Origin of the sequence: Halocynthiibacter sp. C4 (genome assembly GCF_028823805.1) — a bacterium.
GTDB classification, from domain to species: Bacteria; Pseudomonadota; Alphaproteobacteria; order Rhodobacterales; family Rhodobacteraceae; genus Falsihalocynthiibacter; species Falsihalocynthiibacter halioticoli.
The window spans coordinates 1,175,180-1,200,814 of the sequence record NZ_JAPEIE010000001.1 but is presented as its reverse complement, the minus strand read 5'-3'; the positions used below and the strand labels follow the sequence as shown (position 1 = coordinate 1,200,814).

Here is a 25,635-nt window from a genome sequence, read left to right as displayed (position 1 = left end):
CCCCCTTAAGTCAGGGCAACTTGAGCCAAAATCTCTGCCACGACTGCATCAGGGGTAATCCCCTCGCCCATGGCTTCATAGCTTAGCCCAAGACGGTGGCGGAAGACATTCGCCGCAATGGCGTGAACATCTTGCGGGTCCACATAGTCGCGCCCCTTAAGCCAAGCATGAGTGCGGCTGCATTTATCCAGCGCAAGCGATGCACGCGGGCTAGCGCCAACCTCGATCCACCGCTTCAGATCATCGCCAAAAGCCTCTGGCGTGCGGGTGGCTTGCACGAGATCCGCGAAATAACGTTCGATCGCATCAGAGACATGGATATTCACAATTTCGCGTCGCGCGGCGAACACGGCCGCTTGCGGGATCGCCGGAAGCGCGTCTTTGGCTGGCTTTGCCTCATTGGCACTGGCCTCCTCATCGCGCACAAGGCGGATTACCTTTACCTCGTCTTCAACAGGCGGATAGGTGATCAACACATGCATGAGAAAACGGTCCATCTGCGCTTCAGGCAGCGGATATGTCCCTTCTTGCTCGATCGGGTTCTGTGTGGCCATGACCATAAAGAGCGGCGGCATTTTGTGGGTTTTGCCCGCGACAGTCACCTGCCGCTCCTCCATCGCCTCAAGCAAGGCAGCCTGTACTTTGGCGGGCGCGCGGTTGATCTCGTCGGCCAACACGATATTCGCAAAGATTGGCCCCGCTTCGAAACGGAATTCAGAGCCCTTATCGCTTTGATAGTAAACTTCCGTCCCTGTCACATCGGACGGGAGGAGATCGGGCGTGAACTGGATACGCGAGAAATCGCATTCGAGGTTTTTGGCAAGCCCCTTGATCGCGCGGGTCTTGGCAAGTCCGGGCAAACCCTCGACCAAGAGGTTGCCGTTGGCCAAAAGCCCGATGACCAACCGTTCGATCACGTCTTTCTGACCAATGATCGTTTGCTCCATCCGTGCGACAAGCTCTAGAATTTCGGATCGGACCTGCGCTGTATCCATCTGGAAAACCTCATGAATTGAGTATGTTCGGGTCGGTTACTGGCGGCACGCTCATGGCTATCGAAAATCTCAGCCACGCGCGTATTTGCGCCAAACCAACAAATATCTGTCAAACAAAGCTCCGGCGGGCCAATGGCCCACCGGAATGTCTTTTACCCTGTTCGGGAGAGCGCGATAGTGCGCCACCGCGAAATGCGGCGCACTGTCTTGGCGCTTTTATTGAACGATACCGTTGAGTGTATTGTTCAACTCTTCCTGAATCTGATCAATCGAGAAGCTGTCCGGACGCTGCGCAGGCGGGTATTCCTCAAATGTTGCGAGGAACTCACCAACAACGGCCTGTGCCGGAGCAAGAAGATATGCGCGGTCCAGCATCCAATCCCAATAGGTGTTGGATGTCACGTCAGCCCGCTCGTAAGGGTCGGCCCGCAGGTCGAAGATCTTTGGAAGACGCAGTGATGTAAACGGCTCTGCCCAGATTTGAAGTGTTCCGTTCTGGCGCTGCTCTTTGAAAACGAACTTCCAGTTTTCGTAGCGCAGAGCAACAACTTCACCGTCATCGTTGAAGTAGAAGAAGCGATCACGTGCGCCTTCATCTGTTTCACCAGTCAGGTAAGGAAGCTGGTTATAACCATCGAGGTGATTCTTGTATTCCTTGCCATTGATGGTTGTACCCTCAAGCAGACGTTCCTTGATGTCGGTGTCGCCAACGGCGGCCATCAGTGTCGGGAACCAATCGAGACCCGAGAACATTTCGTTCGCGATGGAGCCCGGCTCAATGTGACCAGGCCACTTGAGCATGGCAGGAACGCGGAACGCACCTTCCCAGTTGGTGTTTTTCTCGCTGCGGAACGGTGTTGTACCGGCATCAGGCCATGAGTTCTGGTGCGGCCCGTTATCGGTCGTGTACATCACGATTGTGTTGTCTGCGACGCCCATCTCGTCAACGGCGTCAAGAACCTGTCCAACGATTTTGTCATGCTCGATCATGCCGTCGGCATATTCGGTCAGCGCCGTCAGACCAGGCTCTGAACGGTTCTCGTCTTTGACGTGTGTACGGAAGTGCATGCGCGTGGTGTTAAGCCAAACGAAAAACGGTTTGCCTTGCTCCACTTGACGCTGCATGAAGTCGATAGCCGCAGCGGACGTTTCTTCGTCAACTGTTTCCATGCGCTTTTTGGTCAGCGGGCCAGTGTCTTCGATTTCGCCGTCAGCCGTGGCGCGGATTACCCCGCGTGGGCCGAATTTTTCGCGGAATTCGGGGTCCTTTGGATAGTTGAAGTTCTCTGGTTCTTCCTCTGCATTCAGATGGTAGAGGTTGCCAAAGAATTCGTCGAAACCATGTGCCGTTGGCAGGTGTTCGTCGCGGTCACCAAGGTGGTTCTTGCCGAACTGGCCTGTGGCATAGCCGTGATCCTTGAGCGCCGACGCGATGGTTACGTCAACGTCTTGCATCCCTGCTTTCGCACCCGGAAGACCAACCTTGGAAAGGCCGGTGCGGAGTGTTGACTGACCCGTAATGAAGGTCGAGCGGCCCGCTGTACACGATTGCTCTGCATAGTAATCTGTGAAAATCACACCTTCGTTGGCGATACTGTCGATGTTCGGCGTGGTATAGCCCATCAACCCTTTCGTATATGCGGAAATATTAGCCTGGCCGATATCGTCACCCCAGATGACGAGAATATTCGGCTTTGTGTCGTCGGAGGCCGTGTCTTGGGCGTATGCGGGGCCAAATGCGACCGATGCGTAGAGCATCGTGGCAGCCACCTGCACGACCCTCTTTCTATAAAGATTTCGCGGGTCCATACATTTCTCCTTTTATAAAATGGTCGGTACGAATGCCTCCATCGTAACTTTAGGCGACCCCATGTCAAACGTTGTATTATCAAAGTTTTGTCAGCGCTCCGAAGCGCGAAAAAACCATATAAATAAGGATATTCGGCCAGAACGCCCATTGTATAGCTTGCTCTGAGTGTGCGCATGAGCCTCGCCTCCCCAGCAAGACCGGTACATCAGGAAAGCTGACCTACCTCTGACGCTGAAGGATATAAAGCGGCGTAAACGGACAAGACCTTTTCGCGCGCGGCACAGGACCATGAGATACGAGACCGGATTTGCGCGAAGCCCTTAAAAGTGTAAAGCTGACAATTAGGGAAACACGTGGCCAGACAATTTTAGGGCCCCTTCGGTAGACGTCGCGCGTCAAGCGCTACGCCACGATAAAGCACCACATTAAGGTGCGCACAACTTACGATTTTTGGCCGTATTTTCCGGCGGTTAAAATACGAAAAGCCTGACCAAAGGGCTTCGACCCAACAGAAACGACAGAAACAAAAGGAGGCGATATGACAGAGGAAACACCAGAAGGTGTATCACCCGAGGGCATCCCGAGCCCTGAAGGTGCGACCCATATTATCGAGACGGAATATGAAATCGGACAGGACAATGTCGAAGGGGCCGTAGGGCCATTTGGATTTGACATTCACAATCCGGTTTTCCTGATCTCCGGCATCGCCGTTGTTGCGTTTGTATTCTACACGCTGGCGCTGCCCGAACAGTCTGGAGCGCTGTTCAGTTGGCTCTTCAGTACAGTTACAAAAGGGTTCGACTGGTTCTTTATCGGATCGGCAAACCTGTTTGTCATCTTCTGCTTTGTCCTCATCGTAACCCCGTGGGGCAGCGTGCGACTTGGCGGCGTGGATGCAACGCCTGATTATAGCTATATCGGCTGGTTCGCGATGCTGTTTGCCGCGGGTATGGGCATCGGGCTGATGTTCTATGGCGTATCTGAGCCGATGAGCCATTATTCCTCTTCTATGGGGGGCACAACGGTCGAAAACGGTGTGCGCACCGATTGGGCACCGCTTGGTGCCGCAGCGGGCGATTCCGCAGAGTCCATTCGTCTTGGCATGGCGGCAACGATCTTTCACTGGGGCCTACACCCATGGGCGATCTATGCAGTTGTGGCGCTCGCGCTGGCTTTGTTTTCTTATAACAAGGGCTTACCGCTTACTATTCGCTCTGCGTTCTATCCGATTTTCGGTGATGCTGTTTGGGGCTGGGTCGGACACTGCATTGATATCCTTGCGGTGTTTGCAACGCTGTTTGGCCTTGCTACCTCGCTCGGATTCGGCGCGACACAGGCCAACGCTGGCTTGAACGATCTGTTCGGGCTTCCCATCGGACCAACCACCGAAGTTATGTTGATTTCGCTCATTACTGCGATTGCGCTGATATCAGTGCTTCGTGGGCTTGATGGCGGTGTTAAGGTTCTGTCGGAATGGAACATGGGGCTTGCGTTCCTGCTTCTTGGCTTTGTGCTGTTGGTTGGGCCAACAATCTACCTGATCAAACTCTTCTTCAGCTCGCTTGGCGCCTATCTTACATATCTCCCTGCCCTAGCTAATCCTATCGGGCGTGAAGATGTGAACTTCAGCCAAGGCTGGACATCCTTCTATTGGGCATGGTGGATCAGCTGGTCACCTTTCGTGGGCATGTTTATCGCGCGCGTTAGCCGCGGTCGGACGGTACGGGAATTTGTGATCTGCGTATTGCTGATCCCATCGCTTGTCTGTGTGCTTTGGATGACGGTGTTTGGCGGCACAGCCTTGTACCAGGTCGTGAACGACGGCTACACCACCGCTCAGGAAGCTCCACTTGAACTCAAGCTGTTCAAGATGCTGGATGTGCTACCTCTTGCAGGCATCACCTCCCTCATCGGCATTGTTCTGGTTGTGGTGTTCTTCGTGACTTCCTCGGACTCCGGCTCACTGGTGATCGATACCATCACAGCAGGCGGCAAGATCGACGCCCCAGTACCACAGCGTGCGTTCTGGTGTGTGTTTGAGGGTGCCGTTGCGATTGTGTTGTTGCTGAGTGTCGGCGGATTGCAATCGCTGCAATCGATGGTGATCTCGACCGGACTGCCGTTCACGATTGTGCTGCTCCTCATGTGCATCGCGATTATGAAAGGCCTCAACAACGAACGCCGCGCTATGAAACGCGGTTAAGAACAAAAGTGGCAGGCCGTCACAGGCCTGCCGCATCAACGCTTCCCATGTGAAATTATCAAATTCTCCAAAATAGTGCTGTTCGATCTTTTTGGGTGGTCCCCACAATCGACACATCGCATTATTTCAGAACAAATTTTCGCGTCAGGAGCATTTCATGAGCAGCACGTATTTCGCCCCAACCGGCGGTCATCCCGGTCAGGATCAGCTTCTGACGGACCGAGCCGTATTTACCGAGGCCTATGCGGTTATTCCCAAAGGGACCATGCGCGATATCGTGACAAGCTTCCTGCCGTTCTGGGAAGACACGCGGCTTTGGGTTCTGTCCCGTCCGCTTAGTGGCTTTGCCGAAACTTTCTCGCAATATATCATGGAAGTGCAGCCCGGTGGCGGCTCCAAAACACCGGAAACTGATGCCAAAGCCGAGGGCGTTCTGTTTGTGGTCGAGGGCGAAGCGACGCTGACAATTGACGGGGAGGTTCACACCCTAGTGCCGGGTGGTTATGCGTATCTCCCGCCGTCAACGGATTGGACTCTGTTTAACACAAGCAAGGAAACCTTGCGCTTTCACTGGATCCGCAAGGCCTATGAAGCGGTACCGGGCCTTGATGCGCCTGAGCCGCTAATTCTCAACGAAAACGACATCGCGCCAACCCCGATGCCCGGAACAGACGGGAAATGGGCCACGACCCGCTTCGTTGATCCAAACGACCTGCGCCACGACATGCACGTGACCGTCGTAACTTTTGAGCCGGGCGCGGTGATCCCCTTCCTTGAGACCCATGTTATGGAGCACGGGCTTTATGTACTTGAGGGCAAGGCTGTCTACCGCCTCAACAACGATTGGGTCGAGGTCGAGGCTGGGGATTACATGTGGCTACGCGCATTTTGCCCTCAAGCGTGCTACGCGGGCGGTCCGGGTAAGTTCCGCTATCTGCTCTACAAAGATGTGAACCGCCATATGAAGCTTGGCTAAGAGCACGCTCCCCTTAAACTGTTCCACCAATAGCCTTGGTTAGGTCGCGCGCTGCACCCGTAACCGCGACCGACAACTCTTCAATATCATTAAGGGTTATCCGGCTGGTCGGCCCCGACACCGAAACGCCCGCGATTGCTTCCTCATTGGCGTCGAAAACGGGCGCTGCGATACAGCGCATTCCGATGTTTTTCTCTTCGTTATCAAAGGAAAATCCCCGTGCACGAATTCGCTCGAGGTTTTGGCGAAGGGCGGCTTCTTCTGTGATTGAATGCTTGGTGAATGCAGTGAGCTCTTCTCGGGACAAGAACCGCGCAAGGCGCTCCTCATCCATCTGCGCGAGCAGAACCTTGCCAATACCCGACGAATGCATCGGCGATAACGTCCCTGGCGGAAAGAATGCACGAATACTTGCATGCGTCTCTATCTGACTGAGGAATAGAACCGCGCCGTTTTTCTCTGCCCCGAGGTTGGCCGTCTCGCCCGTAGCTTCCATCAAACGCCGCAAGATCGGGCGCGCCCGTTCCACAAGGCTGGTTTGCCGCAGAAACCGCGCACCGATCACAAAGGCGCGCGCTCCGATCCGCCAGATTTGCTCTCCTGCATCAAATTCCACAAGGCCCCGCCCCTCCAGCGTAACAAGAATACGATAAACCGTTGCAGGGGATTGATCCGTCTCACTGGCGATCACTGAAAGAGGCTCGCCCTGTGTTTCACTCAGATACTCAAACACCGCCATGGCGCGATCCAGAGACTTGATCGTGTTCTGAGCGGTTTTGTCGTTCCAATCGCGTGGGCGTCCTCTGGATTTTCGGCCAGAAGGCTCATTTTCATGATTTTCCATAAGAAGCCTCAAATTTGATGTGAAATCCTAATTCACTATATGAAAAATATAACCCATTAACAATATTCAATTTTTCTCCCTTCGAAGATTTTGAAATCATTTTTCAAAAAAATTTCATCCGCGCGGCCCTGCCCTTAAGGTGGACCCAACGACCGAAGGAGATACGCCATGAGCTTTCAAAATCCTGTTTTCATTCCGGGGCCAACCAATATCCCCGAGCATCTACGCAAAGCCTGCGATATGCCGACAATCGACCACCGTTCACCATTATTCGGGCAAATATTGCATCCGGCGCGCGAAGGTGTGCGCAAGATTTTGAAAAGCGATAGCGCGGAAGTTTTTATCTTTCCGGCCACTGGAACGGGTGGTTGGGAAACCGCTCTTACCAACACGCTTTCTGCGGGCGACAAAATACTCGCGGCACGCAACGGCATGTTCAGCCATCGCTGGATCGACATGTGCCAGCGCCATGAGTTGAACGTTGAGATTGTCGAAACCCCGTGGGGCGACGGGCTGCCCGCTGATCGCTACGAAGAAATCCTGACAGCGGACAAAAGCCATGAGATCAAGGCTGTTCTTGCCACCCACAATGAAACCGCAACTGGCGTAAAATCCGACATTGCCGCCGTACGTCGCGCGCTTGATGCGGCGGGTCATCCGGCGCTGCTTTTTGTCGACGGGGTATCCTCGATTGCCTCGATGGACTTCCGCTTTGACGAATGGGGCGTGGACGTTGCGGTTACCGGCTCGCAAAAAGGGTTCATGCTCTCTGCTGGGCTCGCAATTGTCGGCTTTAGCGCCAAGGCAATGGAAGCAACCCAAACCGGCTCCCTGCCCCGTACATTCTTTGATGTGCATGACATGGCAAAGGGCTACGCGAACAATGCCTACCCCTATACGCCTGCAGTTGGTTTGCTCAATGGCCTGAATGAATCTTGCAAAATGCTGTTGGATGAGGGGCTTGAAAACGTCTTTGCCCGCCACACACGTATTGCCGAGGGTGTTCGCGCCGCTGTGGGCGCTTGGGGGCTGGACCTCTGCGCCACAAGCACTGATGTTTACTCCGACACTGTAAGCGCCATCCGCACGCCCGAAGGCTTCAATGCCACAGATATCGTTACCCATGCTGCCGACAAATACGGTGTCGCCTTTGGCGTTGGTCTGGGTGAAGTTGCGGGCAAAGTGTTCCGCATTGGCCACCTTGGCAGCCTAACAGATGTGATGGCACTTTCTGGTATCGCGACCGCCGAAATGTGCATGGCCGACCTCGGCCTTGATATCCAACTTGGCTCTGGCGTTGCGGCCGCGCAGGACTATTACCGTGGTCACGCGCTCGCTTCTCAAAAAGATGCCGCGTGATGAAGGACACAGCAACCATGATCCCAACCTATGAGGATATGCTCGCTGCGCATGAACGGATCGCGCCCTATATCCGCCGCACACCTGTGCGGACATCGGATTACCTCAACGAATTGAGTGGCGCAGATCTATTCTTTAAGTGCGAGAACTTTCAGGAACCGGGTGCCTTTAAGGTCCGTGGCGCGAGCAATGCTGTGTTCGGGCTTAGTGATGCACAGGCTGAAAAAGGTGTAGCGACCCACTCGTCGGGCAACCACGCGTCTTGCCTGAGCTATGCGGCCATGAAACGCGGCATTCCCTGCAACGTTGTAATGCCGCGCACCGCCCCACAGGCAAAGAAAGACACCGTGCGCCGCTATGGTGGTGTGATTACCGAATGCGAACCGTCGACATCCTCGCGAGAGGCGACATTTGCCGAGGTGCAGGCCAAAACTGGCGGTGATTTCGTCCACCCCTACAACGATCCCCGAGTGATCGCAGGGCAAGGCACCTGTGCACGTGAATTCATGGAGCAAACAGACGGGCTAGATGCAGTCGTCGCGCCGATCGGCGGTGGCGGCATGATCTCCGGCACATGCCTGACGCTGGCAACATTGGCTCCAGAAACACAGGTCATCGCCGCAGAGCCGGAACAGGCTGACGACGCCTATCGCAGCTTCAAGGCAGGGCACATCATCGCTGATGACGCGCCCAAAACCATTGCCGACGGGCTGCTTGTGCCGCTCAAGGATTTAACGTGGCATTTCGTTTCAAACCACGTCAGTGAGATTTACACCGCGAGCGAGCAAGAGATCATCGACGCGATGAAGCTCATCTGGAAGCACCTGCGGATCGTGATGGAACCGTCAAGCGCCGTTCCGCTTGCTACCATCCTGAAGAACCCCGATGCGTTTAAAGGCAAGCGCGTTGGCATTATCATCACCGGCGGCAATGTCGATCTCGACCGCCTGCCATGGGTAAACGGCTAGACCCACAAGAGGACAATGGGAATGAAAGATATGAACACTTTGGACGCATATGAAGTTGGCTATGACATTCCGGCGAAACCGGGAATGGCCGAAAGTGACATCCAGACACCCGCGCTTGTACTGGACCTCGACGCTCTGGAGCGCAACATCAAGAAGATGGGCGACTACGCGAAGGCCCACGGCATGCGCCACCGCGTTCACGGGAAAATGCACAAATCCGTAGATGTGGCAAAGCTTCAGGAAGAGTTGGGCGGCGCAGTTGGTGTATGCTGTCAAAAGGTATCAGAGGCCGAGGTGTTCGCCCGTGGTGGCATCAAGGATATTCTTGTGTCTAACCAAGTCCGCGACCCCGCCAAGATCGACCGCCTCGCCCGCCTGCCACTTTTGGGCGCACGCACGATTGTTTGTGTCGATGATATCGAGAACGTTGCCGATCTTTCAGCGGCAGCAAAGCAGCACGGCACCGAGCTTGAGGTATTTGTTGAAATCGACTGTGGCGCGGGCCGCTGCGGCGTCACAACAACGCACGCGGTTGTCGAAATTGCCAAAGCTGTTGTAGCCGCCGACAACCTCAAGTTCTCCGGGATTCAGGCCTACCAGGGCGCGATGCAGCATCTAGATAGCTATGAGGCCCGCAAGGAAAAACTCGACGCCGCAATTGCGATGGTTCAAGACGCCGTGGACGGGCTCAAGGCCGAGGGTATCGAATGTGATCTCGTATCCGGCGGCGGCACTGGTTCCTATTATTTCGAGTCCAACTCCGGCGTATATAACGAGCTACAATGCGGCTCCTATGCCTTCATGGACGCCGATTATGGCCGCATCCTCGATAAAGACGGCAAGCGGATCGACCAAGGCGAATGGGAGAACGCATTCTTCATTCTCACCTCGGTCATGTCCCATGCGAAGGCAGACAAAGCCATCGTTGATGCCGGCCTTAAGGCGCAATCCGTCGATAGCGGGTTGCCTGTGATCTATGGCCGCGATGACGTGGAATATGTCAAATGCTCCGATGAGCACGGCGTTGTTGCTGATCCGAACGGCGCCCTTAAGGTGAACGACAAGCTTCGCCTCGTGCCGGGCCACTGTGATCCGACTGCGAACGTTCATGACTGGTACGTAGGTGTGCGCAACGGAAAGGTCGAGGTCGTTTGGCCGGTATCGGCCCGCGGTCGCGCATACTAATCCCAACACAACCACCCCGCCCCGCGCTTGCTGGCCCACCCAATTGCGCGAGGCGGTTTAAAACTCACGAAACGAGGCACGTTGATGTATATTGTTCCAGAGCGCGAAATCGCCAATCTCATGACCCGCGAAGCCGCCTTTGACGCGGTTGAAAAGGTCTTTGCCGCCATGGCCACGGGCGACGCATATAACTTTCCCGTTGTGCGCGAAGCAATCGGCCATGAAGATGCGCTTTACGGGTTCAAGGGCGGGTTTGACCGCGCGGGTCTTACACTCGGGCTCAAGGCGGGTGGTTACTGGCCAAACAACCTTGAAAAACGTGGCATCATCAACCACCAATCGACTGTCTTTCTCTTTGATCCGGACACGGGCAAAGCCAAGGCAATGGTCGGCGGCAACCTTCTGACGGCGCTGCGGACGGCTGCGGCCTCGTCGGTTTCGATCAAACATCTTGCACGCAAGGACGCGAAAACAATCGGCATGATCGGCGCGGGTCATCAGGCGACATTCCAACTGCGCGCTGCTCTTGAACAGCGCGACTTTGAAAAGGTGATCGGCTGGAACTATCATCCGGAAATGCTTCCGAACATTGAGAAAATCGCCAATGAGGCCGGACTTCCATTTGAGGCCGTTTCCCTTGAGGGGATGCAGGACGCGGATGTGATTATCTCGATTACATCTGCCTTCGCGCCCTCGTTGATGGCGGAGCATGTTTCACCCGGGACGCATCTCGCATGTATGGGCACTGACACCAAAGGAAAGCAGGAAGTCGAAGCTGCACTCCTCGCAAAATCGCGCGTCTTTACCGACGAGGTTGCGCAATCCATCTCTATTGGCGAGGCACAGCACGCCGTGGCCGAGGGGCTTATCAAAGAAGCCGATATCGCGCAAATCGGCGCCGTTATTAATGGTACAAACCCCGGTCGGACTTCGGCGGAGGATATCACGCTCTTTGACGGCACGGGTGTCGGCTTACAGGACCTTGCAGTTGCGGCTTCTGTCGTCGAACTGGCGATCAAACAGGGGATTGCCATTGAGGTCGATTTCTGACACCGATTGGCGGCCTGAATTTCTGATTTTCAAGGCAGGCTGTACCGGATTTCGGTGCAGCCTTTTCTTGGCCACTGGCGGAGCGAGCAATGCGCAAACCAATTCGCGTTTTCATCAACGGGTTCGGACGGATCGGACGGACATTGCTGCGGCAAATCCTCTCGGATCAGCAGGGGCGCGGCTTTGAAGTTGTCGGCATCAACGATATCGCCCCGCTTGAAACCTGTGCCTATCTCTTCCGATATGACAGCGTCTTTGGCCCCTACCCAACTGCGGTTGAAGCCGCAAACAAGACGCTCAAGATTGGCAGCCTTTCGGTTCCGTTTCACAACACCACAAGCCTTTCAGATATTGATCTAACGGGTGTTGATGTTGTGCTGGAATGCACAGGCAAGGTCAAAGATCGCGAAACCGCAGAGGCGGGCCTTTCTGCTGGTGCGCGCAACGTTTTGATTTCCGGCCCCTCGCCCGTGGCGGATCAAACTATCGTACTTGGCGCAAACGATCAGACACTCGGCGATGGGAAGATCATCTCCAACGCCTCCTGCACCACGAATGCCATCGCCCCCCTTCTGCGTACTGTGCAAGATTCCATCGGCTTTACCCACGCCCATATTACCACCATCCATTGCTATACCGGCAGCCAACCAACCGTTGATCAACCTGGCGCAACATTGGAGCGCAGCCGTGCGGCGGCTGTTTCGATGGTTCCAACCTCAACCAGCGCGGCAAGTCAGATCGCACATGTTCTCCCAGAATTCGACGGCCGCCTGAGCGTTTCGGCGGTTCGGGTGCCGACAATTTCGGTATCTGCGGTTGATGCAGTGTTTCAAGTCAATGCGCCTACCGAAGACCCGATTGAAGACGTCCTTCGGGAGCTTTTCGGAGCTCATCCGCAAATCGGCCTGACCAACGATGCCTGTGTGTCGTCCGACTTCCGTGCACGGCCGGAATCTCTCGTCCTATCGCTACGGGAAACCCAAGCCATCGGGCAAAAGCAACTGCGGCTTTTCGGCTGGTACGATAACGAATGGGGTTTTTCAGCACGAATGCTTAATATGGCCGAACGTTTGGCGGCGCGGGCCTAGGCCGCTTCTGTTTCACACCATCGCAGCGCGCATAAGCGCCATGCCGCGTTGCGCAACAAAATCCACAAGCAAGCGAACCTTTGGATCTTGCAACTTCTTGTGCGGATAGAGACAGCCAAAGATCGAAGGCATCGGGCGGTTATCTGGCAAGACTTCAACAAGTTCACCGCGCGCAAGATGCGCCGCTACCTCAAACAGTGGCTTGTTCACGATCCCGCGTCCGTCCAGCGCCCAGTTGAGCAACACATCGCTGTCGTCGGCATCGTACTTTCCCGACACCTCAAATTTACGCGGCCCGCCTGGAGTATTCAGCGTCCAGAAATATTCGGGCGAACGCGGATACCGCAGCAAGAGGCAATTGTGCCCTTGCAACAAATCCTCTGGAACCTGCGGCGCACCCATTTTCGCGAGGTAATCAGGCGCAGCGCAAAGAACCCGCTCGCAATCAGCAATCTTACGCATCTTGAGGCTGGAATCATGGGGTGTGCCAACGAAAAACGCGAGGTCCAACCCATCGGCCAAAATATCGACTTTGCGATCTGACATCCGCAGGCGCACTTCTATATCGGGATGTTCCTCCACGAATTCGGGCACAAGTGGCGCAATAATCCTGCGCCCTACCGCCAATGGCGACGTCATCCGAATAGTGCCACGCGGGGCGCCGGAATATTGCGCGATTACAGTTTCGGCCTGCCCGACAGCATCGAGAATACGCAAGGCTTCACCATAAAACTGCTGACCAACCTCTGTTGGCGTCAACGAGCGCGTCGTCCGATTGAAAAGTCGCACACCAAGGTGCGTTTCCAGCTCTTTGATCCGTTTGCTCGCAACCGCTGGCGTCAAACGCAGATCGCGCCCGCCCGACGTAATACTGCCAAGTTCCACAACGCGGCAGAATACGCGGAGGCTTTCCAGATAGGCCATTTTGTGTCCTTAGTTGATGCAATGCGAGGTAGCTAGCATATCCAGAGACCTGTTATTTTCAACAATTCGTTGATAGTATTTCTCAATACCGATCATTTTTGCGAGCAGTCATTCGCACTAAACTCACAGAAGCTCCCCCTTCGGCAGCAGATTCGAGAGGCCCTATGACCCATCAGACCGCCATCCGCTTTCTTCTTAACGGAGAGGAAAAGACCCTCACCGATGTGAAGGCAACGCAAACGCTATTGGATTATCTGCGGATCGAGCAGCGTCTGACCGGCACCAAGGAGGGCTGCGCTGAAGGTGACTGCGGAGCGTGCACCGTACTTGTCGGGCGGCTTTACAACGGAGCACTTCGGTATGAGACCGTCAATGCCTGCATCCGGTTTCTTGCATCCTTGAACGGTTGTCATATCGTCACAATCGAACACCTAAGCGGGCCAAACGGGCGTTTGCATCCGGTACAGGAAGCAATGGTCGAGCATCACGGAAGCCAGTGCGGTTTCTGTACGCCAGGGTTTGTGATGTCGCTCTACGCACTTTGGATGGAGAAGCCAGAGCCGACTGAAACAGAAGTTGAAACCGCGCTTCAGGGCAATCTTTGCCGCTGCACCGGATATGAGCCAATCATCAAGGCCGCCTTTGCGGTCAATGAATATGGAACGCCTGCGCATGACTATCTGAATGCCGAGCGTGAAAACCTTCTTGCACAACTCAGCGCTATTCAGCCCGAGGGCCGCATCGAAACTGGCCCCGCTGATGACCGCGCAATCCTTCCGCATTCTGCCGAAGATCTTGCACAGGTTCTGGCTGACAATCCAAAAGCCACCATTGTTGCCGGTTCAACCGATGTGGGGCTATGGGTGACGAAATTTATGCGCCCGATTTCACCCGTGGTTTTCGTGAACCATCTCGAAGATCTCAAAGCAATTGAGACAAGCGAAGACGCGCTGACTATTGGCGCGGGCGTGACATATAGCGAATGCGAAGCCGCCATTTCCGCCGCCTTCCCGCACCTTGAAGAGTATTGGAACCGCATTGCTGGCTGGCAGGTTCGCAACATGGGTACCATCGGCGGCAATATCGCCAACGGCTCCCCCATTGGCGACACCCCCCCCGTCCTGATCTCCCTTGGTGCCGAAGTTACTTTGCAAAGCACCAAGGGCCAGCGCACACTTCCGCTTGAGGCATTCTTCATCGACTACGGCAAACAAGACCGCGCGCAAGAAGAGTTTGTTGCCTCAATCCGCATTCCACTGCCTAGCGAAGGACAGATCGATGCGGCCTATAAGGTTTCGAAACGCCGCGACGAGGATATCTCTGCGGTGGCGGCCGGGTTCTCTGTTGTGGTCGAAAATGGTAAGATCACCTCAGCCAACCTTGCCTTTGGCGGTATGGCAGCGACGCCAAAACGCGCCGCAAAGGCCGAAGCAGCCCTTGTTGGAAACCGTTGGTGCTCAGAGGCATTCGAGCACGCCGCAGACGCGATAGCAGAGGATTTTACCCCGCTCAGTGACTGGCGCGCATCTGCAGATTACCGTGCGTGCGTTGCGGGCAACCTGCTGCGCCGCTTCTATCTTGAACACGACAACAGCCAAGGTTCGGACGCTGACATGCCCGTGCGTTTGGCCGTTTGAAGGGAGAAACACGATGAAACATCACACCGTTACCAAAGGTTTCACCCACCAGAACCAGAAACACGACAGCGCCGTAAAGCAAGTTACAGGCCGCGCGGAATACACCGATGATATAGCCGAGCCGGTAGGAACTCTGCATGCATACCTTGGTGTTTCAAACGTAGCACACGCCAAACTCAACGGCATCGACCTAAGCAAAGTTCGCGATGCGGATGGCGTTGTTGCCGTCTTGACTGCTGATGACATCCCTGGCGCAAACGACATCAGCCCCACAGGCCGCAACGACGAGCCTGTGTTTCCGACTGAGAAAATCGAGTTCCACGGCCAGCCGCTCTTTGCGGTAATCGCCGAAACGCGAGACGCAGCGCGGCGCGCAGCGGAGTTTGCCGAAGTGGATTGTGATGTCCTTCCCCATGCCATTGACCCGGTCAGTGCGCGCGACGCAGGGATGCCGCTCATCACAGAGCCACTCAAGCTAGAACGCGGCGATATCGACAAGGGGTTTGCGACGGCGCAAAACCGTATCAAAGGTCAGGTGACCGTCGGCGGACAGGATCACATGTACCTTGAGGGTCATATTGCCTTTGCTGTTCCTGGTGAGGATGAGGACGTTGTTGTCCATTGCTCCACCCAGCATCCGAGCGAGGCACAGCATATGGTTGCTCATGTTCTGGGCGTTCCGTCGAATGCAGTGGTTGTGAATGTTCGGCGCATGGGCGGCGGGTTTGGCGGCAAGGAAAGCCAAATGAACCTATTCTGTGCGGTTGCGGCAATTGCAGCGAAAAAGCTGGGCCGTCCGGTTAAGATCCGCCCTGACCGCGATCAGGACATGACCGCAACCGGTAAGCGCCATGACTTCGTGATTGATTACGACATCGGCTTTGACAATGACGGCCGCATCGAAGCGGTATCAGGTGAATTTGCCGCGCGGTGCGGGTATTCTTCTGATCTTTCTGGCCCTGTGACCGACCGCGCGTTGTTCCATGCGGATAACGCCTATTTTTACCCGCATGTGCGCCTGACATCGCGGCCCCAGAAAACCAATACCGTTTCAAACACCGCCTTCCGAGGCTTTGGTGGACCACAGGGCGTTATTGCCGCAGAGCGCATGATCGAAGAGATCGCCTTTGCGCTCGACAAAGACCCGCTCGATGTCCGTAAGGCCAATTTTTATGGCGATGGTACCGATGGGCGGAACCTCACCCCCTATCATCAAAGCGTCGATGACAACATCATCAGCCGCGTGGTCGAAGAGCTTGAGGAAAGTGCAGACTATCGCGCCCGCCGCGAAGACATTCGCGCGTTCAACGCCAAAGGCGGCATCCTGCGGCGCGGGATTGCGCTCACACCCGTGAAGTTCGGGATTTCATTTACCGCAACCCATTACAACCAAGCCGGCGCCTTAATCCATGTTTATAACGACGGCTCAATCCACCTGAACCATGGTGGCACAGAGATGGGCCAAGGATTGAACACCAAAGTTGCCCAAGTGGTTGCCGAGGCGTTTCAGGTTGACTTCAACCGGATCAAGATCACCAAAACCACAACAGAGAAAGTGCCGAACACATCGGCGACTGCGGCGTCCAGTGGCTCCGACCTAAACGGGATGGCCGCACTAAATGCAGCAGAGCAGATCAAGGCACGGCTCGTCACCTTTGCCGCCGAAAGCCGTGGTGTATCCGAAGATGCTGTTTCCTTCGGGCCAACTGGCATCAGCATCGGCACAGATGTCGTGCCGTTCGATAAGCTCGTCAAAGAGGCCTACATGGCGCGCGTGCATCTCTCGGCCACGGGGTTCTACAAAACGCCGGATATCCACTGGGATCGCGCCGCGGGCAAAGGACGGCCTTTTTATTACTACGCCTATGGCGCGGCCTGTTCAGAAGTTACAATCGACACGCTCACGGGCGAGTACCGTGTGGAACGGGCTGATATTCTCCATGATGTGGGGCGCTCGCTCAATCCAGCACTCGACAAAGGACAAGTTGAGGGGGCCTTCATCCAAGGTATGGGCTGGCTCACAACCGAGGAGCTCTGGTGGGATGACGAAGGCCGCCTTCGTACCCATGCGCCTTCGACCTACAAGATACCACTGGCAAGCGACCGCCCGCGTGAATTCAACGTTAAACTTGCCGATTGGTCGGAAAACCGCGAAATGACCATCAAACGCAGTAAGGCTGTGGGCGAGCCACCGTTTATGCTGGGTATCTCGGTATTTGAGGCCCTCTCGATGGCAGTGGCCAGTGTTGCCGATTATCGCATTTGTCCACGCCTCGAAGCGCCCGCTACGCCAGAGCGCGTCTTGCTGGCGGTCGAGCGGCTTAAGGCCGGAGCCTAAGTCATGACGGCGCCTCGGGATCTTGAGCAGTTTTTCGCATCGGGCGAACCTGTTGCCTGCTTGCGGATCACGCGCGTACGCGGGTCATCCCCGCGTGCGGAAGGCACCGAAATGTATGTACGCTCCGATAGTCTTTTCGGAACAATCGGCGGCGGGCAGCTTGAGCATCTGGCAATTGATGCGGCGCGAGAGTTACTGGCCTCTGGCGATCTCTCCAAACACCTCGACATCCCCCTTGGTCCCCAGATCGGCCAATGCTGCGGCGGACGAGTTGAAGTGAGCGTGACGCGTATGAGCGCGGCTGACAAAGACGCCGCCCTCAGCAGAGACGCCGAAGCACAGGCCGCCAACCCTTCGGTCTATATCCTTGGGGCTGGGCATGTTGGCCGCGCACTTGCCACGCAGCTCCAGCATCTTCCTGTGCATACCGTACTCATCGATCAACGCGCCGAAGAGTTGGCGCTCTCCGATGCAGCGGTCGAGAAACGCCTCAGTGCAATTCCCGAGATTGACGTGATGAGCGCCCCTGCTGGAAGTGCCTTCATTGTCCTGACCCATGACCACGGGCTTGATTTCCTACTGGCTTCTGCGGCGCTACAACGCGCAGATGCGGCCTATGTGGGGCTGATCGGCTCAAACACCAAGCGCATCAAGTTTCGCAACTGGTGCCGAAAATTCTGCGATGGCCTGTCTGTCGCTCCATTGATCTGCCCCATCGGGGCAGGCGGTAGCCGCGACAAGCGGCCTGCTGTGATCGCGGCCCATGTGGTGGCCGAAGTGATCACGGCGCTGACCTCTGAACCTGCCGCAGAACGCCCCGAGGGGGTAACTGTCTCGCATATCGCGGCACAGTGAACAAACGCCGGCGGCGAAACGGGAGAGGAGCCCGTCCGCCGATTTCCGGCCCAACAGAGGAGGTCCCCATGCAGAATGGGAGCTACACATATAAGCTGTTTCACCGCAGCGACTTTAGCGCGTTTTGGGCGCTGTTCACCGACAACCTGATCAACCTGATGGTACTTGCTGGCGTCTGTCAGTTCGTGTTCCAAATGCCCGCCGAAATTGTCTATGGCCGCATCGTCCCCGGTGCCGCGATTGCCATTCTGGCCGGTATCGCGGTTTACGTTGGCCTTGCCAAACGCGCCGCGCAAAAACACGGGCGCGATGTAACCGCCCTGCCCTATGGCATCTCAACCCCGGTCATGTTTGTGTACCTGTTCGGCGTCATCGGTCCGATCTACTGGTCCACCAATGATCCCGTTCTTGCGTGGCAAGTCGGTATTGGCGCGGGCTTCATGGGCGGTATCGTTGCGGCTTTTGGCGCGGTCATCGGGCCGTGGCTCAAGCGGGTAACACCACGCGCAGGGATGCTCGGCACCCTCTGTGGCATTGCGCTTGTGTTCATCGGAACGGTGCCGCTCGCGACCGTTTTTGAAAACCCGTTCATCGGCTTTGCCTCGATGGTCATCATCCTCTGGGGCCTCGTGGGGCGCTTCCGCCTTCCGTATAACATCCCCGCAGGTCTTCTGGCGTTGATTGTTGGTACGGTTGTGGCCTTTGCCATCGGCGAAGCACGCATCAGCTTTGACGGTGTCGGATTCTATCCACCGCTTCCATATTTCGGAGACTTGATCGCAGGAATTCAGCACCTATTCGCGAACCCTGAACTGTTCCTCGTCCTCGTGCCGGTACAGATCTATAACTTCATCGAAACCATGAACAACGTCGAAAGTGCGGAGGCTGCGGGCGACCATTATCCCGTTGCCACCTGTCAGATCACCGACGGCATCGGCACCATGGTCGGCGCTCTCTTTGGCTCACCCTTCCCCACGACAGCTTACATCGGGCATCCGGCGTACAAACGCATGGGAGCACATGCGGGGTATATCATCGGCGTCGGGATTGTTATTCCGCTTGCGGCGTTCTTTGGGCTATTGGCGTTCCTTACCAACCTCATTCCGGTTGCCGCAGCGGCTCCTGTGCTGGTGTTCGTTGCGCTTAGCCTCATCACAAACACAGCCCATTCGATCAAAACAGACCATATGGCCGCTGTGACAATCGCGATGATGCCGCATGTCTCTTCGTTCCTGATCACGAAATGGGGTTCTCTCATGGGCGCACTGGGCGCTGTTGGCGTGGCCTCCCTTCCACAGTTGGGTGACCCTGAACTTACGGCAGCACTCTTGCAACAGGGGGCGCATTTCGAGGGGCATCTCGCCCTATCGCAAGGTGCGATCCTGACCGGTCTCATCTGGGGAGCGATCGTGGCGAGTGTCATTGACGGAAACTTCCGCAACGCGGCTGGCTTTGCCCTTGCGGCGACGATCATGTCCTCGCTCGGAGTGATCCACGGCGCGAGTTTGCACTGGCCCGAATTGAGTGGCGTCTCTGGCGGATATCTCATCGCGGCAGCGTTCCTCTATATCTACCCGCTGTTCCACAAAGACGGCGAACTCAACAACGAGAACGTTGTCATCGACGAGGCCGCAGCGCCTCCAGCCGAATAAGCTCTGGCTTAGCACCAGATGCTTGTGCGGGCCGCATTGTCCCTACCAGCGGCCCGCACAGATACGAACCACCCCTTCAATAGGACAATAGAATGTCAAAACCGCCATCCCGAAAACTCCTGCGCGGCAGGGTTCTTGATTTCAACGCAGAGCCCCAAGACGCAACTGACACATCGGCCTATACCTACCTCACTGATGGCGCGATCCTGATTGAGGGCGGAAAAATCGCAGATGTTGGCACATTTGCCGATGTTGCACAACGCGCGCCTGCGGCCGAGATCGTGGATCACCGCCCTAACCTTTTGATGGCAGGTTTCATCGATACGCACGTCCATTTCCCACAGTTACAAGTGATTGCGTCATGGGGGGCGCAGCTTCTTGATTGGCTCAACACCTATACATTCCCCGAAGAAACACGCTTTGCCGAGGCCGCCCACGCCGAGGCTATGGCTAGCAAGTTTTATGATTTGTTAACCGCGCACGGAACAACCACGGCCGTCGCCTATTGCTCTGTACACAAGGAATCTGCGGAGGCGTTCTTTGGCGAAGCTGCGCGCCGCAATATGTGCATGATCGGCGGCAAGGTGATGATGGATCGCAACGCGCCGGACGGGCTGCGCGATACGCCACAAACAGGGTATGACGATAGCAAAGACCTGATTGCCAAATGGCACGGAAAGGGCCGCGCACATTATGCAATTACGCCGCGGTTTGCCATCACCTCGACCCCAGAACAGCTTGAAATGACGGGCGCTTTGGTTGCGGAACATGCGGATTGTTTTGTCCAAACCCACCTGAGCGAAAACCACGACGAAATCGCCTATACGGCAGAACTTTACCCCGATGCACCCGATTACCTTGGCGTTTACGAAACCTATGGGTTGCTCACGCCAAAAATGTTGCTTGGCCACTCTATCCACCTGACGCCGCGCGAAATTGACTTACTTGCCGAAACACGTGCGAAACCTGTGTTTTGCCCGACATCGAACTTGTTTCTGGGGAGCGGGCTATTTGATGACGCAGGATTGCGCGGCAAAGGGATTTGCAATGCAATCGCCACGGATATCGGCGCAGGCACAAGCTATTCCATGCTTCAGACATTGAACGAAGGTTACAAAATCCTTCAGCTTCAGGGCCAAAAGCTGCATCCTCTGCGGGCGTTCCACTGGATCACGCGCGGCAATGCGGTTGCGCTCGGGTTGGAAGACAAAATCGGCACACTGGCTGCCGGATCAGATGCGGATATTGTCGTGCTTGATGCACGCGCGACGCCTGCTTCGGCGTTACGGATGGAACGGGCAGAAACGCTGTCCGAGGAGTTGTTTATCCTGCAAATGCTTGGAGATGATCGCGCGGTATCCGAAGTTTATGTTGCGGGGGTATCCGCAAAAACCGAAACGCAAACACATGACCGTCTTGCACTCACGGCCTAGACACTAAAGACGGTCAAAATAGGCGGAGCAGGAACACCACGCTCATACCGTAGCCCATCAGCGCCACAAATCCGCGCACCCAAGAGGCCGGAACGATACGTGCAATCCATGCTCCGCTGAACCCACCCAAAACAGTGAACACCATCATCACCAACGCCATAGGCCACACGACCAAACCTGCGATGGCAAAAGTCACAACCGATATCGCCGAAAGCGCGAAGGAAAGCCCGTTTTTGACGCCGTTCATCAGGTGTAGGTCGCGCCATCCCCAGAGCGCAAACAGCGCCAGCAGAACAATACCAAGTCCGCCGTTGAAATAACCGCCGTAAAGGCTCACGAGAAACAGGCCGATTGCGCCCTCCGGTGTTGCGGCGCGGGCTTTTGACTCGGCCCAATCGCGCAAGCGCACACCGAAGAGGAACACGGTTGTGGCAAAGAAGAGCAGAAACGGAACGATGAACGAAAACACTTCGTTTGACGACACGAGCAGCAACATAGACCCTGTCAGACCGCCCGCTAGTGTAATCAGCGTCAGACGGATCATCTGTGCCCGAGACAGCGTTTTCAGCTCCTTTAGAAATCCAAGTGCGCCACTCAGATAACCTGGAAAGACCGCAACTGTACTGGTTGCATTGGCCATAACAGGCGGCACACCAGCCCAGACGAGCGCAGGAAACGTCAGGAATGTTCCGCCGCCCGCGATTGCATTTACGACCCCCGCGCCAAACCCCGCAAGCGCCAACAACAGAAGCGTCATTCACCTCTCCTCCCCATTATACAAAGGAAGCGGCGCTTCGAAAAACGCCGCTTCCCTGATTAAGTCTCTGCACCAAGGCAGAGAATGGCGCAAGCCCTAGACGTGATCGTCGTCGGGCAGTGAGCCTTTGCTATGACCAGACATACCGCCGGAGACTTCTTCGGTGGCTTCATCCGAGAGCTCTTCTGGAAGAACAAGGTTCAACACAATCGCGATCAGAGCCGCAGGCAGAATGCCGGAAGTTGCTAGCACCTTGAGTGTTCCAGGCAGATACTGAAGCGCATTTGGCTCAAGCTGAAGGCCGAGACCAAGCGAAAGCGCAATTGCAAAGATCACCATATTGCGGCGGTTCCAGTTGACGTCGGAGAGCATCGAAATACCTGCCGCAACAACCATACCGAACATAACGATCACACCACCGCCCAACACTTCAATCGGGATAGAGGAAATGATCGCGCCGATTTTCGGGATCAGACCACAGATAATCAGGAACACCGCGCCGATGGTTACAACCATACGGCTCATCACACCTGTCATCGCGATCAGGCCCACGTTCTGTGAGAAGGAGGTGTTCGGCAGCGCGCCAAACAGACCGGAAATCGCAGTCCCTACACCATCAGCAAATGTTGCGCCTTGAATCTCCTTGTCGGTTGCCTCGCGGCCAGCACCACCTTTAGTGATCCCGGAAACGTCACCCACGGTTTCAACCGCAGAGACGAACGACATCAGACAGAAACCAACAATCGCAGCTACAGAGAACTCAAGCCCAAAATGCAGAGGGTTCGGCAGCGCGAACGGCGCTGCGTTGCCAACGTTACCAAGGTTCACTTGCCCCAAAAGGAAGGCCAATACGTAACCGACAATCAGGCCGATCAGCACAGCAGATACAGACAGCATTCCGCGCGCAAAGAACTTCAGCCCAAGCGTTACGATGATAACCGTGCCAGCCATAACCCAGTTGATCAGCGAGCCGTACTCTGGCGTTCCGATCGCGGGCACACCACCAGCGGCGTATTGAATACCAACCTTAACAAGCGCAAGACCGATCATCGTAACCACAAGGCCCGTGACCAAAGGCGGCAGAGCAAAGCGGATTTTGCCGATAAACAATCCAAGGAAGGCATGGAATAAGCCGCCCACAAGCACACCGCCCATCAAGACGGCAACCGCATCAACGCCCTTACCCGCCACGAGCGGGATCATGATCGGAATGAAAGCAAAGGATGTTCCCTGCACGATTGGCAAACGCGCGCCAACAGGGCCGATACCGATGGTTTGGATGAGTGTGGCAATGCCCGCAAAGAACATCGACATCTGGATCATATAGATCATCTGCGGGAAATCGGGGCTGTTTGAGCCAAACCCGAACCCTGCGGCTCCGCAAACGATGATTGCTGGTGTCACGTTTGACACGAACATCGCCAGCACATGTTGAATGCCGAGCGGCACAGCCTTTGCCATCGGTGGTGTATAGTTTGGATCCCGGAGCTGTTCCGGTGTTCCGATTGACGTATCTGACATAGTTGTCCCTTCCTATGTTGGATTATGCGCAATCTTTGATTTTTCGCGCGTTTCGTTTTTGTTGTTATTCGTGGAGGATCACCTCTTCTGTGAACCAGTGTTCCTCAAGGTTCGGGCCGGTGCCGATGCGATCTACAACAGCAAACAGACCCGGTTCATGCAGAGGAGTCAGCACGCCGTGCCACACCCCGCGATGATAGTTAACGCCCTGTCCGGGGTTAGTGATAAAGGCAAGTGGTGCGCCCGGCTTGCCGCCTTCATCTGGAGCGACAACGACAAGAAACGGCTTGTTCGAAAGCGGCAAAAACGCCTGACTCCCTTCGGGGTGGCGCTCCATCATTTCTATTGAAAGCGGCAATGAAAACACTTCGGATTTGAAGATGCTGATACCGGCTTCTCCGTCCACAAAATCCAGTTTTGCGCGGTTATGATAGCGTTCGCATCTACCTTGATTGATGAGCTTATCGACAGAGCCAGATGCTTCGATAACATCCCCGAACGGCGCAAAAGCTTCCGCCGTTAAGGGCTGTGTTTTCACCCGCACGCTCATGCGTCAAATTTCTCGATCAGGCGCAGTTCGGCGATGCGTTCAACCTGTTTGCAGGCTTCTGCGAACTCCGTGTCGCGATCATTCTCGATCCGCCGCTTGAAAGCCTCCATGATCGAAGTCTTCGTGTTGTCACGTACGGCGATAATGAACGGGAAGCCGAACTTGCTAGTGTAGGCGTCATTCAGTTTGGTGAATGTTTGCCGCTCTTCATCAGTAAGCGCATCTAGCCCCACAGAGGCTTGCTCTGCTGTAGATTCCGCCGTGAGCCGCTTGGCTTCGGCGAGCTTTCCGGCCAAATCCGGGTGCGCGGTCAAAACGCCGAGCCGTTGCTCCTCGCTAGCGGTGCGGAATACACGCGCGAGCGCGCTATGGACGCCTTGCGCTGTGTCATGGGTCGGGCCGAGTTCCAAGTCAAATGCCCCTTCTGCGATCCACGGGCTATGCTCGAAAATGCCGCCGTACTCTGAAACAAAGCTGTCTTTATCCATCTCGGATGGGCGCGGTTTGGTCATAGGGGGGTGTTCTTTCATCCAGTGGTCGGCAATCTGTTCGCGCGTGGCAAACCAGACGCCCTCGTGTTTCTGAAAATGCTCAAGGGCGCGCTTTAGCGCCATCGCACGGCCTGGGCGGCCGATCAAACGGCAGTGCAATCCGATCGACAGGATTTTCGGAGCACCCGCTTCACCCTCCGCATAGAGCATATCGAAACTATCTTTGAGATAGCTCTCGAACTGGTCTCCGTTGGTATAGCCGGCCTGAATCGCAAAGCGCATGTCGTTACAATCCATCGTATAGGGAACGATGAGTTGATCCTTGCCACCTGCTTTTGTCCAATACGGCAAGTCATCTGCGTAGCTATCAGCGATATAGGCGAACTCGCCCTCCTCAGCGGCCAGATCAACCGTGTTCATCGAACAGCGCCCTGTGTACCAGCCACGCGGCGCTTTGCCTGTCACTTCCGTGTGCAGCCTGATCGCCTCGCGGATTTGTGCGCGCTCCTCATCGGGTGACATATCTTTATGTTCAACCCACTTTAGCCCGTGGCTCGCAATCTCCCAGCCAGCCTTCTGCATCGCCGCAACCTGTTCTGGCGCACGGGCAAGCGCCGTGGCAACGCCGTATACAGTAAGAGGAATGTCTTTGAGCATCCGATGCACGCGCCAAAAACCGGCCCGCGAACCATACTCATAGATCGTTTCCATATTCCAATGCCGCTGACTGACCCACGGCTGCGCGCCGGTGATTTCGGATAGAAAGGCCTCGGATGCCGCATCCCCATGCAGGATGTTGTTCTCTCCGCCCTCTTCGTAATTCAACACGATCTGAACGGCGATCTTTGCGCCGTTCGGCCAATTCGCTGCGGGAGGCTCGGCCCCGTGGCCGGTCATATCTCGCGGATAACGTTTCACTTTTCGCGCCCTTTGTGTTTTGGCTAGTAATAAACCAGAAAATGCGTGCCATTTTTCAAAAAATAATAGAAAGACCTTCGG

The 25,635-nt window shown here is 55.6% G+C and carries 20 protein-coding genes; 12 read left to right on the top strand and 8 right to left on the bottom strand.

Annotation, left to right across the window (positions count from 1 at the left end; all coding sequences use genetic code 11):
- Nucleotides 1-5: 5 nt before the first annotated feature.
- Nucleotides 6-995: an AAA family ATPase gene (locus OU789_RS05860; protein ID WP_274654066.1), complete on the bottom strand. Its 990-nt coding sequence runs from the start codon at nt 993-995 to the stop codon at nt 6-8.
- 216 nt (nt 996-1,211) lie between these two features.
- Nucleotides 1,212-2,804, bottom strand: a complete 1,593-nt coding sequence (locus OU789_RS05855; protein WP_446719158.1) for an arylsulfatase — start codon at nt 2,802-2,804, stop codon at nt 1,212-1,214.
- 539 nt (nt 2,805-3,343) lie between these two features.
- Here OU789_RS05855 and OU789_RS05850 point away from each other — a divergent pair.
- Both OU789_RS05850 and OU789_RS05845 read left to right on the top strand, forming a co-directional pair.
- Nucleotides 3,344-5,008, top strand: coding sequence for a BCCT family transporter (locus OU789_RS05850; RefSeq protein ID WP_274654064.1), 1,665 nt, complete (start codon nt 3,344-3,346; stop codon nt 5,006-5,008).
- A gap of 157 nt (nt 5,009-5,165) precedes the next feature.
- Nucleotides 5,166-5,984: a bifunctional allantoicase/(S)-ureidoglycine aminohydrolase gene (locus OU789_RS05845; protein ID WP_263953386.1), complete on the top strand. Its 819-nt coding sequence runs from the start codon at nt 5,166-5,168 to the stop codon at nt 5,982-5,984.
- Nucleotides 5,985-5,997: 13 nt separating this feature from the next.
- Here OU789_RS05845 and bhcR read toward each other — a convergent pair whose 3' ends face one another.
- Complete coding sequence (gene bhcR, locus OU789_RS05840; RefSeq protein ID WP_274654061.1) at nt 5,998-6,828, bottom strand: HTH-type transcriptional regulator BhcR; 831 nt, start codon at nt 6,826-6,828, stop codon at nt 5,998-6,000.
- 168 nt (nt 6,829-6,996) lie between these two features.
- On the opposite strand from bhcR, the gene bhcA reads away from it, so the two are divergent.
- The 5 genes from bhcA to OU789_RS05815 all read left to right on the top strand — a co-directional run bounded on the left by bhcA (nt 6,997) and on the right by OU789_RS05815 (nt 12,478).
- The gene (gene bhcA / locus OU789_RS05835; RefSeq protein ID WP_274654059.1) at nt 6,997-8,187 is read left to right on the top strand and encodes an L-aspartate--glyoxylate aminotransferase BhcA; all 1,191 of its coding nucleotides are present in this window, start codon (nt 6,997-6,999) and stop codon (nt 8,185-8,187) included.
- A complete protein-coding gene (gene bhcB / locus OU789_RS05830; RefSeq protein ID WP_274654058.1) occupies nt 8,187-9,155 on the top strand; it encodes a beta-hydroxyaspartate dehydratase BhcB in 969 nt (322 codons plus the stop codon). The genes bhcA and bhcB overlap by 1 nt, the downstream gene beginning before the upstream one ends.
- A 21-nt stretch (nt 9,156-9,176) precedes the next feature.
- Entirely contained in the window at nt 9,177-10,340 is a 1,164-nt protein-coding gene (gene bhcC, locus OU789_RS05825) for a 3-hydroxy-D-aspartate aldolase BhcC (RefSeq protein ID WP_274654056.1), read from the top strand.
- Nucleotides 10,341-10,424: 84 nt separating this feature from the next.
- A complete protein-coding gene (bhcD, locus tag OU789_RS05820) occupies nt 10,425-11,390 on the top strand; it encodes an iminosuccinate reductase BhcD (protein WP_274654054.1) in 966 nt (321 codons plus the stop codon).
- A gap of 89 nt (nt 11,391-11,479) precedes the next feature.
- Complete coding sequence (locus tag OU789_RS05815) at nt 11,480-12,478, top strand: type I glyceraldehyde-3-phosphate dehydrogenase (RefSeq protein ID WP_274654052.1); 999 nt, start codon at nt 11,480-11,482, stop codon at nt 12,476-12,478.
- Between the two features lie 12 nt (nt 12,479-12,490).
- Here the strand turns inward: OU789_RS05815 and OU789_RS05810 are convergent, their stop codons facing one another.
- A complete protein-coding gene (locus tag OU789_RS05810) occupies nt 12,491-13,402 on the bottom strand; it encodes a LysR family transcriptional regulator (RefSeq protein WP_274654050.1) in 912 nt (303 codons plus the stop codon).
- A gap of 164 nt (nt 13,403-13,566) precedes the next feature.
- Between OU789_RS05810 and xdhA the strand changes: the two genes are divergently transcribed.
- The 5 genes from xdhA (at nt 13,567) to guaD (ending at nt 21,317) form a co-directional block, all read left to right on the top strand.
- Nucleotides 13,567-15,039, top strand: coding sequence for a xanthine dehydrogenase small subunit (xdhA, locus tag OU789_RS05805; protein ID WP_274654048.1), 1,473 nt, complete (start codon nt 13,567-13,569; stop codon nt 15,037-15,039).
- Nucleotides 15,040-15,052: 13 nt separating this feature from the next.
- Nucleotides 15,053-17,377 (top strand): xanthine dehydrogenase molybdopterin binding subunit, encoded by a 2,325-nt coding sequence (gene xdhB / locus OU789_RS05800; RefSeq protein WP_274654046.1) that lies wholly within the window; start codon nt 15,053-15,055, stop codon nt 17,375-17,377.
- Between the two features lie 3 nt (nt 17,378-17,380).
- On the top strand, nt 17,381-18,232 hold the full coding sequence (gene xdhC, locus OU789_RS05795; protein WP_274654044.1) for a xanthine dehydrogenase accessory protein XdhC: 852 nt from the start codon (nt 17,381-17,383) through the stop codon (nt 18,230-18,232).
- Nucleotides 18,233-18,300: 68 nt separating this feature from the next.
- Nucleotides 18,301-19,884, top strand: coding sequence for a xanthine/uracil/vitamin C permease (locus tag OU789_RS05790; protein WP_274654042.1), 1,584 nt, complete (start codon nt 18,301-18,303; stop codon nt 19,882-19,884).
- A 92-nt stretch (nt 19,885-19,976) separates the two neighbouring features.
- Nucleotides 19,977-21,317: a guanine deaminase gene (gene guaD / locus OU789_RS05785; RefSeq protein WP_274654040.1), complete on the top strand. Its 1,341-nt coding sequence runs from the start codon at nt 19,977-19,979 to the stop codon at nt 21,315-21,317.
- Between the two features lie 13 nt (nt 21,318-21,330).
- Here guaD and OU789_RS05780 read toward each other — a convergent pair whose 3' ends face one another.
- The 4 genes from OU789_RS05780 to puuE form a co-directional block, all read right to left on the bottom strand.
- On the bottom strand, nt 21,331-22,074 hold the full coding sequence (locus tag OU789_RS05780) for a sulfite exporter TauE/SafE family protein (protein WP_274654038.1): 744 nt from the start codon (nt 22,072-22,074) through the stop codon (nt 21,331-21,333).
- Between the two features lie 96 nt (nt 22,075-22,170).
- Nucleotides 22,171-23,595: a uracil-xanthine permease family protein gene (locus OU789_RS05775; RefSeq protein ID WP_274654036.1), complete on the bottom strand. Its 1,425-nt coding sequence runs from the start codon at nt 23,593-23,595 to the stop codon at nt 22,171-22,173.
- A gap of 64 nt (nt 23,596-23,659) precedes the next feature.
- Nucleotides 23,660-24,145 (bottom strand): ureidoglycolate lyase, encoded by a 486-nt coding sequence (locus OU789_RS05770; RefSeq protein WP_274654034.1) that lies wholly within the window; start codon nt 24,143-24,145, stop codon nt 23,660-23,662.
- A complete protein-coding gene (gene puuE, locus OU789_RS05765) occupies nt 24,142-25,554 on the bottom strand; it encodes an allantoinase PuuE (protein ID WP_274654032.1) in 1,413 nt (470 codons plus the stop codon). Before puuE ends, OU789_RS05770 begins: the two co-directional genes overlap by 4 nt.
- Between the last annotated feature and the right edge of the window lie 81 nt (nt 25,555-25,635).

What these genes read in the sequence shown, in the direction of transcription:
- OU789_RS05845 (WP_263953386.1), top strand. Translation starts at nt 5,166, where the DNA reads ATGAGCAGCACGTATTTCGCCCCAACCGGCGGTCATCCCGGTCAGGAT.
- bhcD (WP_274654054.1), top strand. Translation starts at nt 10,425, where the DNA reads ATGTATATTGTTCCAGAGCGCGAAATCGCCAATCTCATGACCCGCGAA.
- OU789_RS05780 (WP_274654038.1), bottom strand. Translation starts at nt 22,074, where the DNA reads ATGACGCTTCTGTTGTTGGCGCTTGCGGGGTTTGGCGCGGGGGTCGTA.
- guaD (WP_274654040.1), top strand. Translation starts at nt 19,977, where the DNA reads ATGTCAAAACCGCCATCCCGAAAACTCCTGCGCGGCAGGGTTCTTGAT.
- xdhA (WP_274654048.1), top strand. Translation starts at nt 13,567, where the DNA reads ATGACCCATCAGACCGCCATCCGCTTTCTTCTTAACGGAGAGGAAAAG.
- xdhC (WP_274654044.1), top strand. Translation starts at nt 17,381, where the DNA reads ATGACGGCGCCTCGGGATCTTGAGCAGTTTTTCGCATCGGGCGAACCT.
- OU789_RS05775 (WP_274654036.1), bottom strand. Translation starts at nt 23,595, where the DNA reads ATGTCAGATACGTCAATCGGAACACCGGAACAGCTCCGGGATCCAAAC.
- OU789_RS05860 (WP_274654066.1), bottom strand. Translation starts at nt 995, where the DNA reads ATGGATACAGCGCAGGTCCGATCCGAAATTCTAGAGCTTGTCGCACGG.
- bhcC (WP_274654056.1), top strand. Translation starts at nt 9,177, where the DNA reads ATGAAAGATATGAACACTTTGGACGCATATGAAGTTGGCTATGACATT.
- xdhB (WP_274654046.1), top strand. Translation starts at nt 15,053, where the DNA reads ATGAAACATCACACCGTTACCAAAGGTTTCACCCACCAGAACCAGAAA.
- OU789_RS05815 (WP_274654052.1), top strand. Translation starts at nt 11,480, where the DNA reads ATGCGCAAACCAATTCGCGTTTTCATCAACGGGTTCGGACGGATCGGA.
- OU789_RS05850 (WP_274654064.1), top strand. Translation starts at nt 3,344, where the DNA reads ATGACAGAGGAAACACCAGAAGGTGTATCACCCGAGGGCATCCCGAGC.
- OU789_RS05855 (WP_446719158.1), bottom strand. Translation starts at nt 2,804, where the DNA reads ATGGACCCGCGAAATCTTTATAGAAAGAGGGTCGTGCAGGTGGCTGCC.
- bhcB (WP_274654058.1), top strand. Translation starts at nt 8,187, where the DNA reads ATGAAGGACACAGCAACCATGATCCCAACCTATGAGGATATGCTCGCT.
- bhcR (WP_274654061.1), bottom strand. Translation starts at nt 6,828, where the DNA reads ATGGAAAATCATGAAAATGAGCCTTCTGGCCGAAAATCCAGAGGACGC.
- OU789_RS05810 (WP_274654050.1), bottom strand. Translation starts at nt 13,402, where the DNA reads ATGGCCTATCTGGAAAGCCTCCGCGTATTCTGCCGCGTTGTGGAACTT.
- OU789_RS05770 (WP_274654034.1), bottom strand. Translation starts at nt 24,145, where the DNA reads ATGAGCGTGCGGGTGAAAACACAGCCCTTAACGGCGGAAGCTTTTGCG.
- bhcA (WP_274654059.1), top strand. Translation starts at nt 6,997, where the DNA reads ATGAGCTTTCAAAATCCTGTTTTCATTCCGGGGCCAACCAATATCCCC.
- OU789_RS05790 (WP_274654042.1), top strand. Translation starts at nt 18,301, where the DNA reads ATGCAGAATGGGAGCTACACATATAAGCTGTTTCACCGCAGCGACTTT.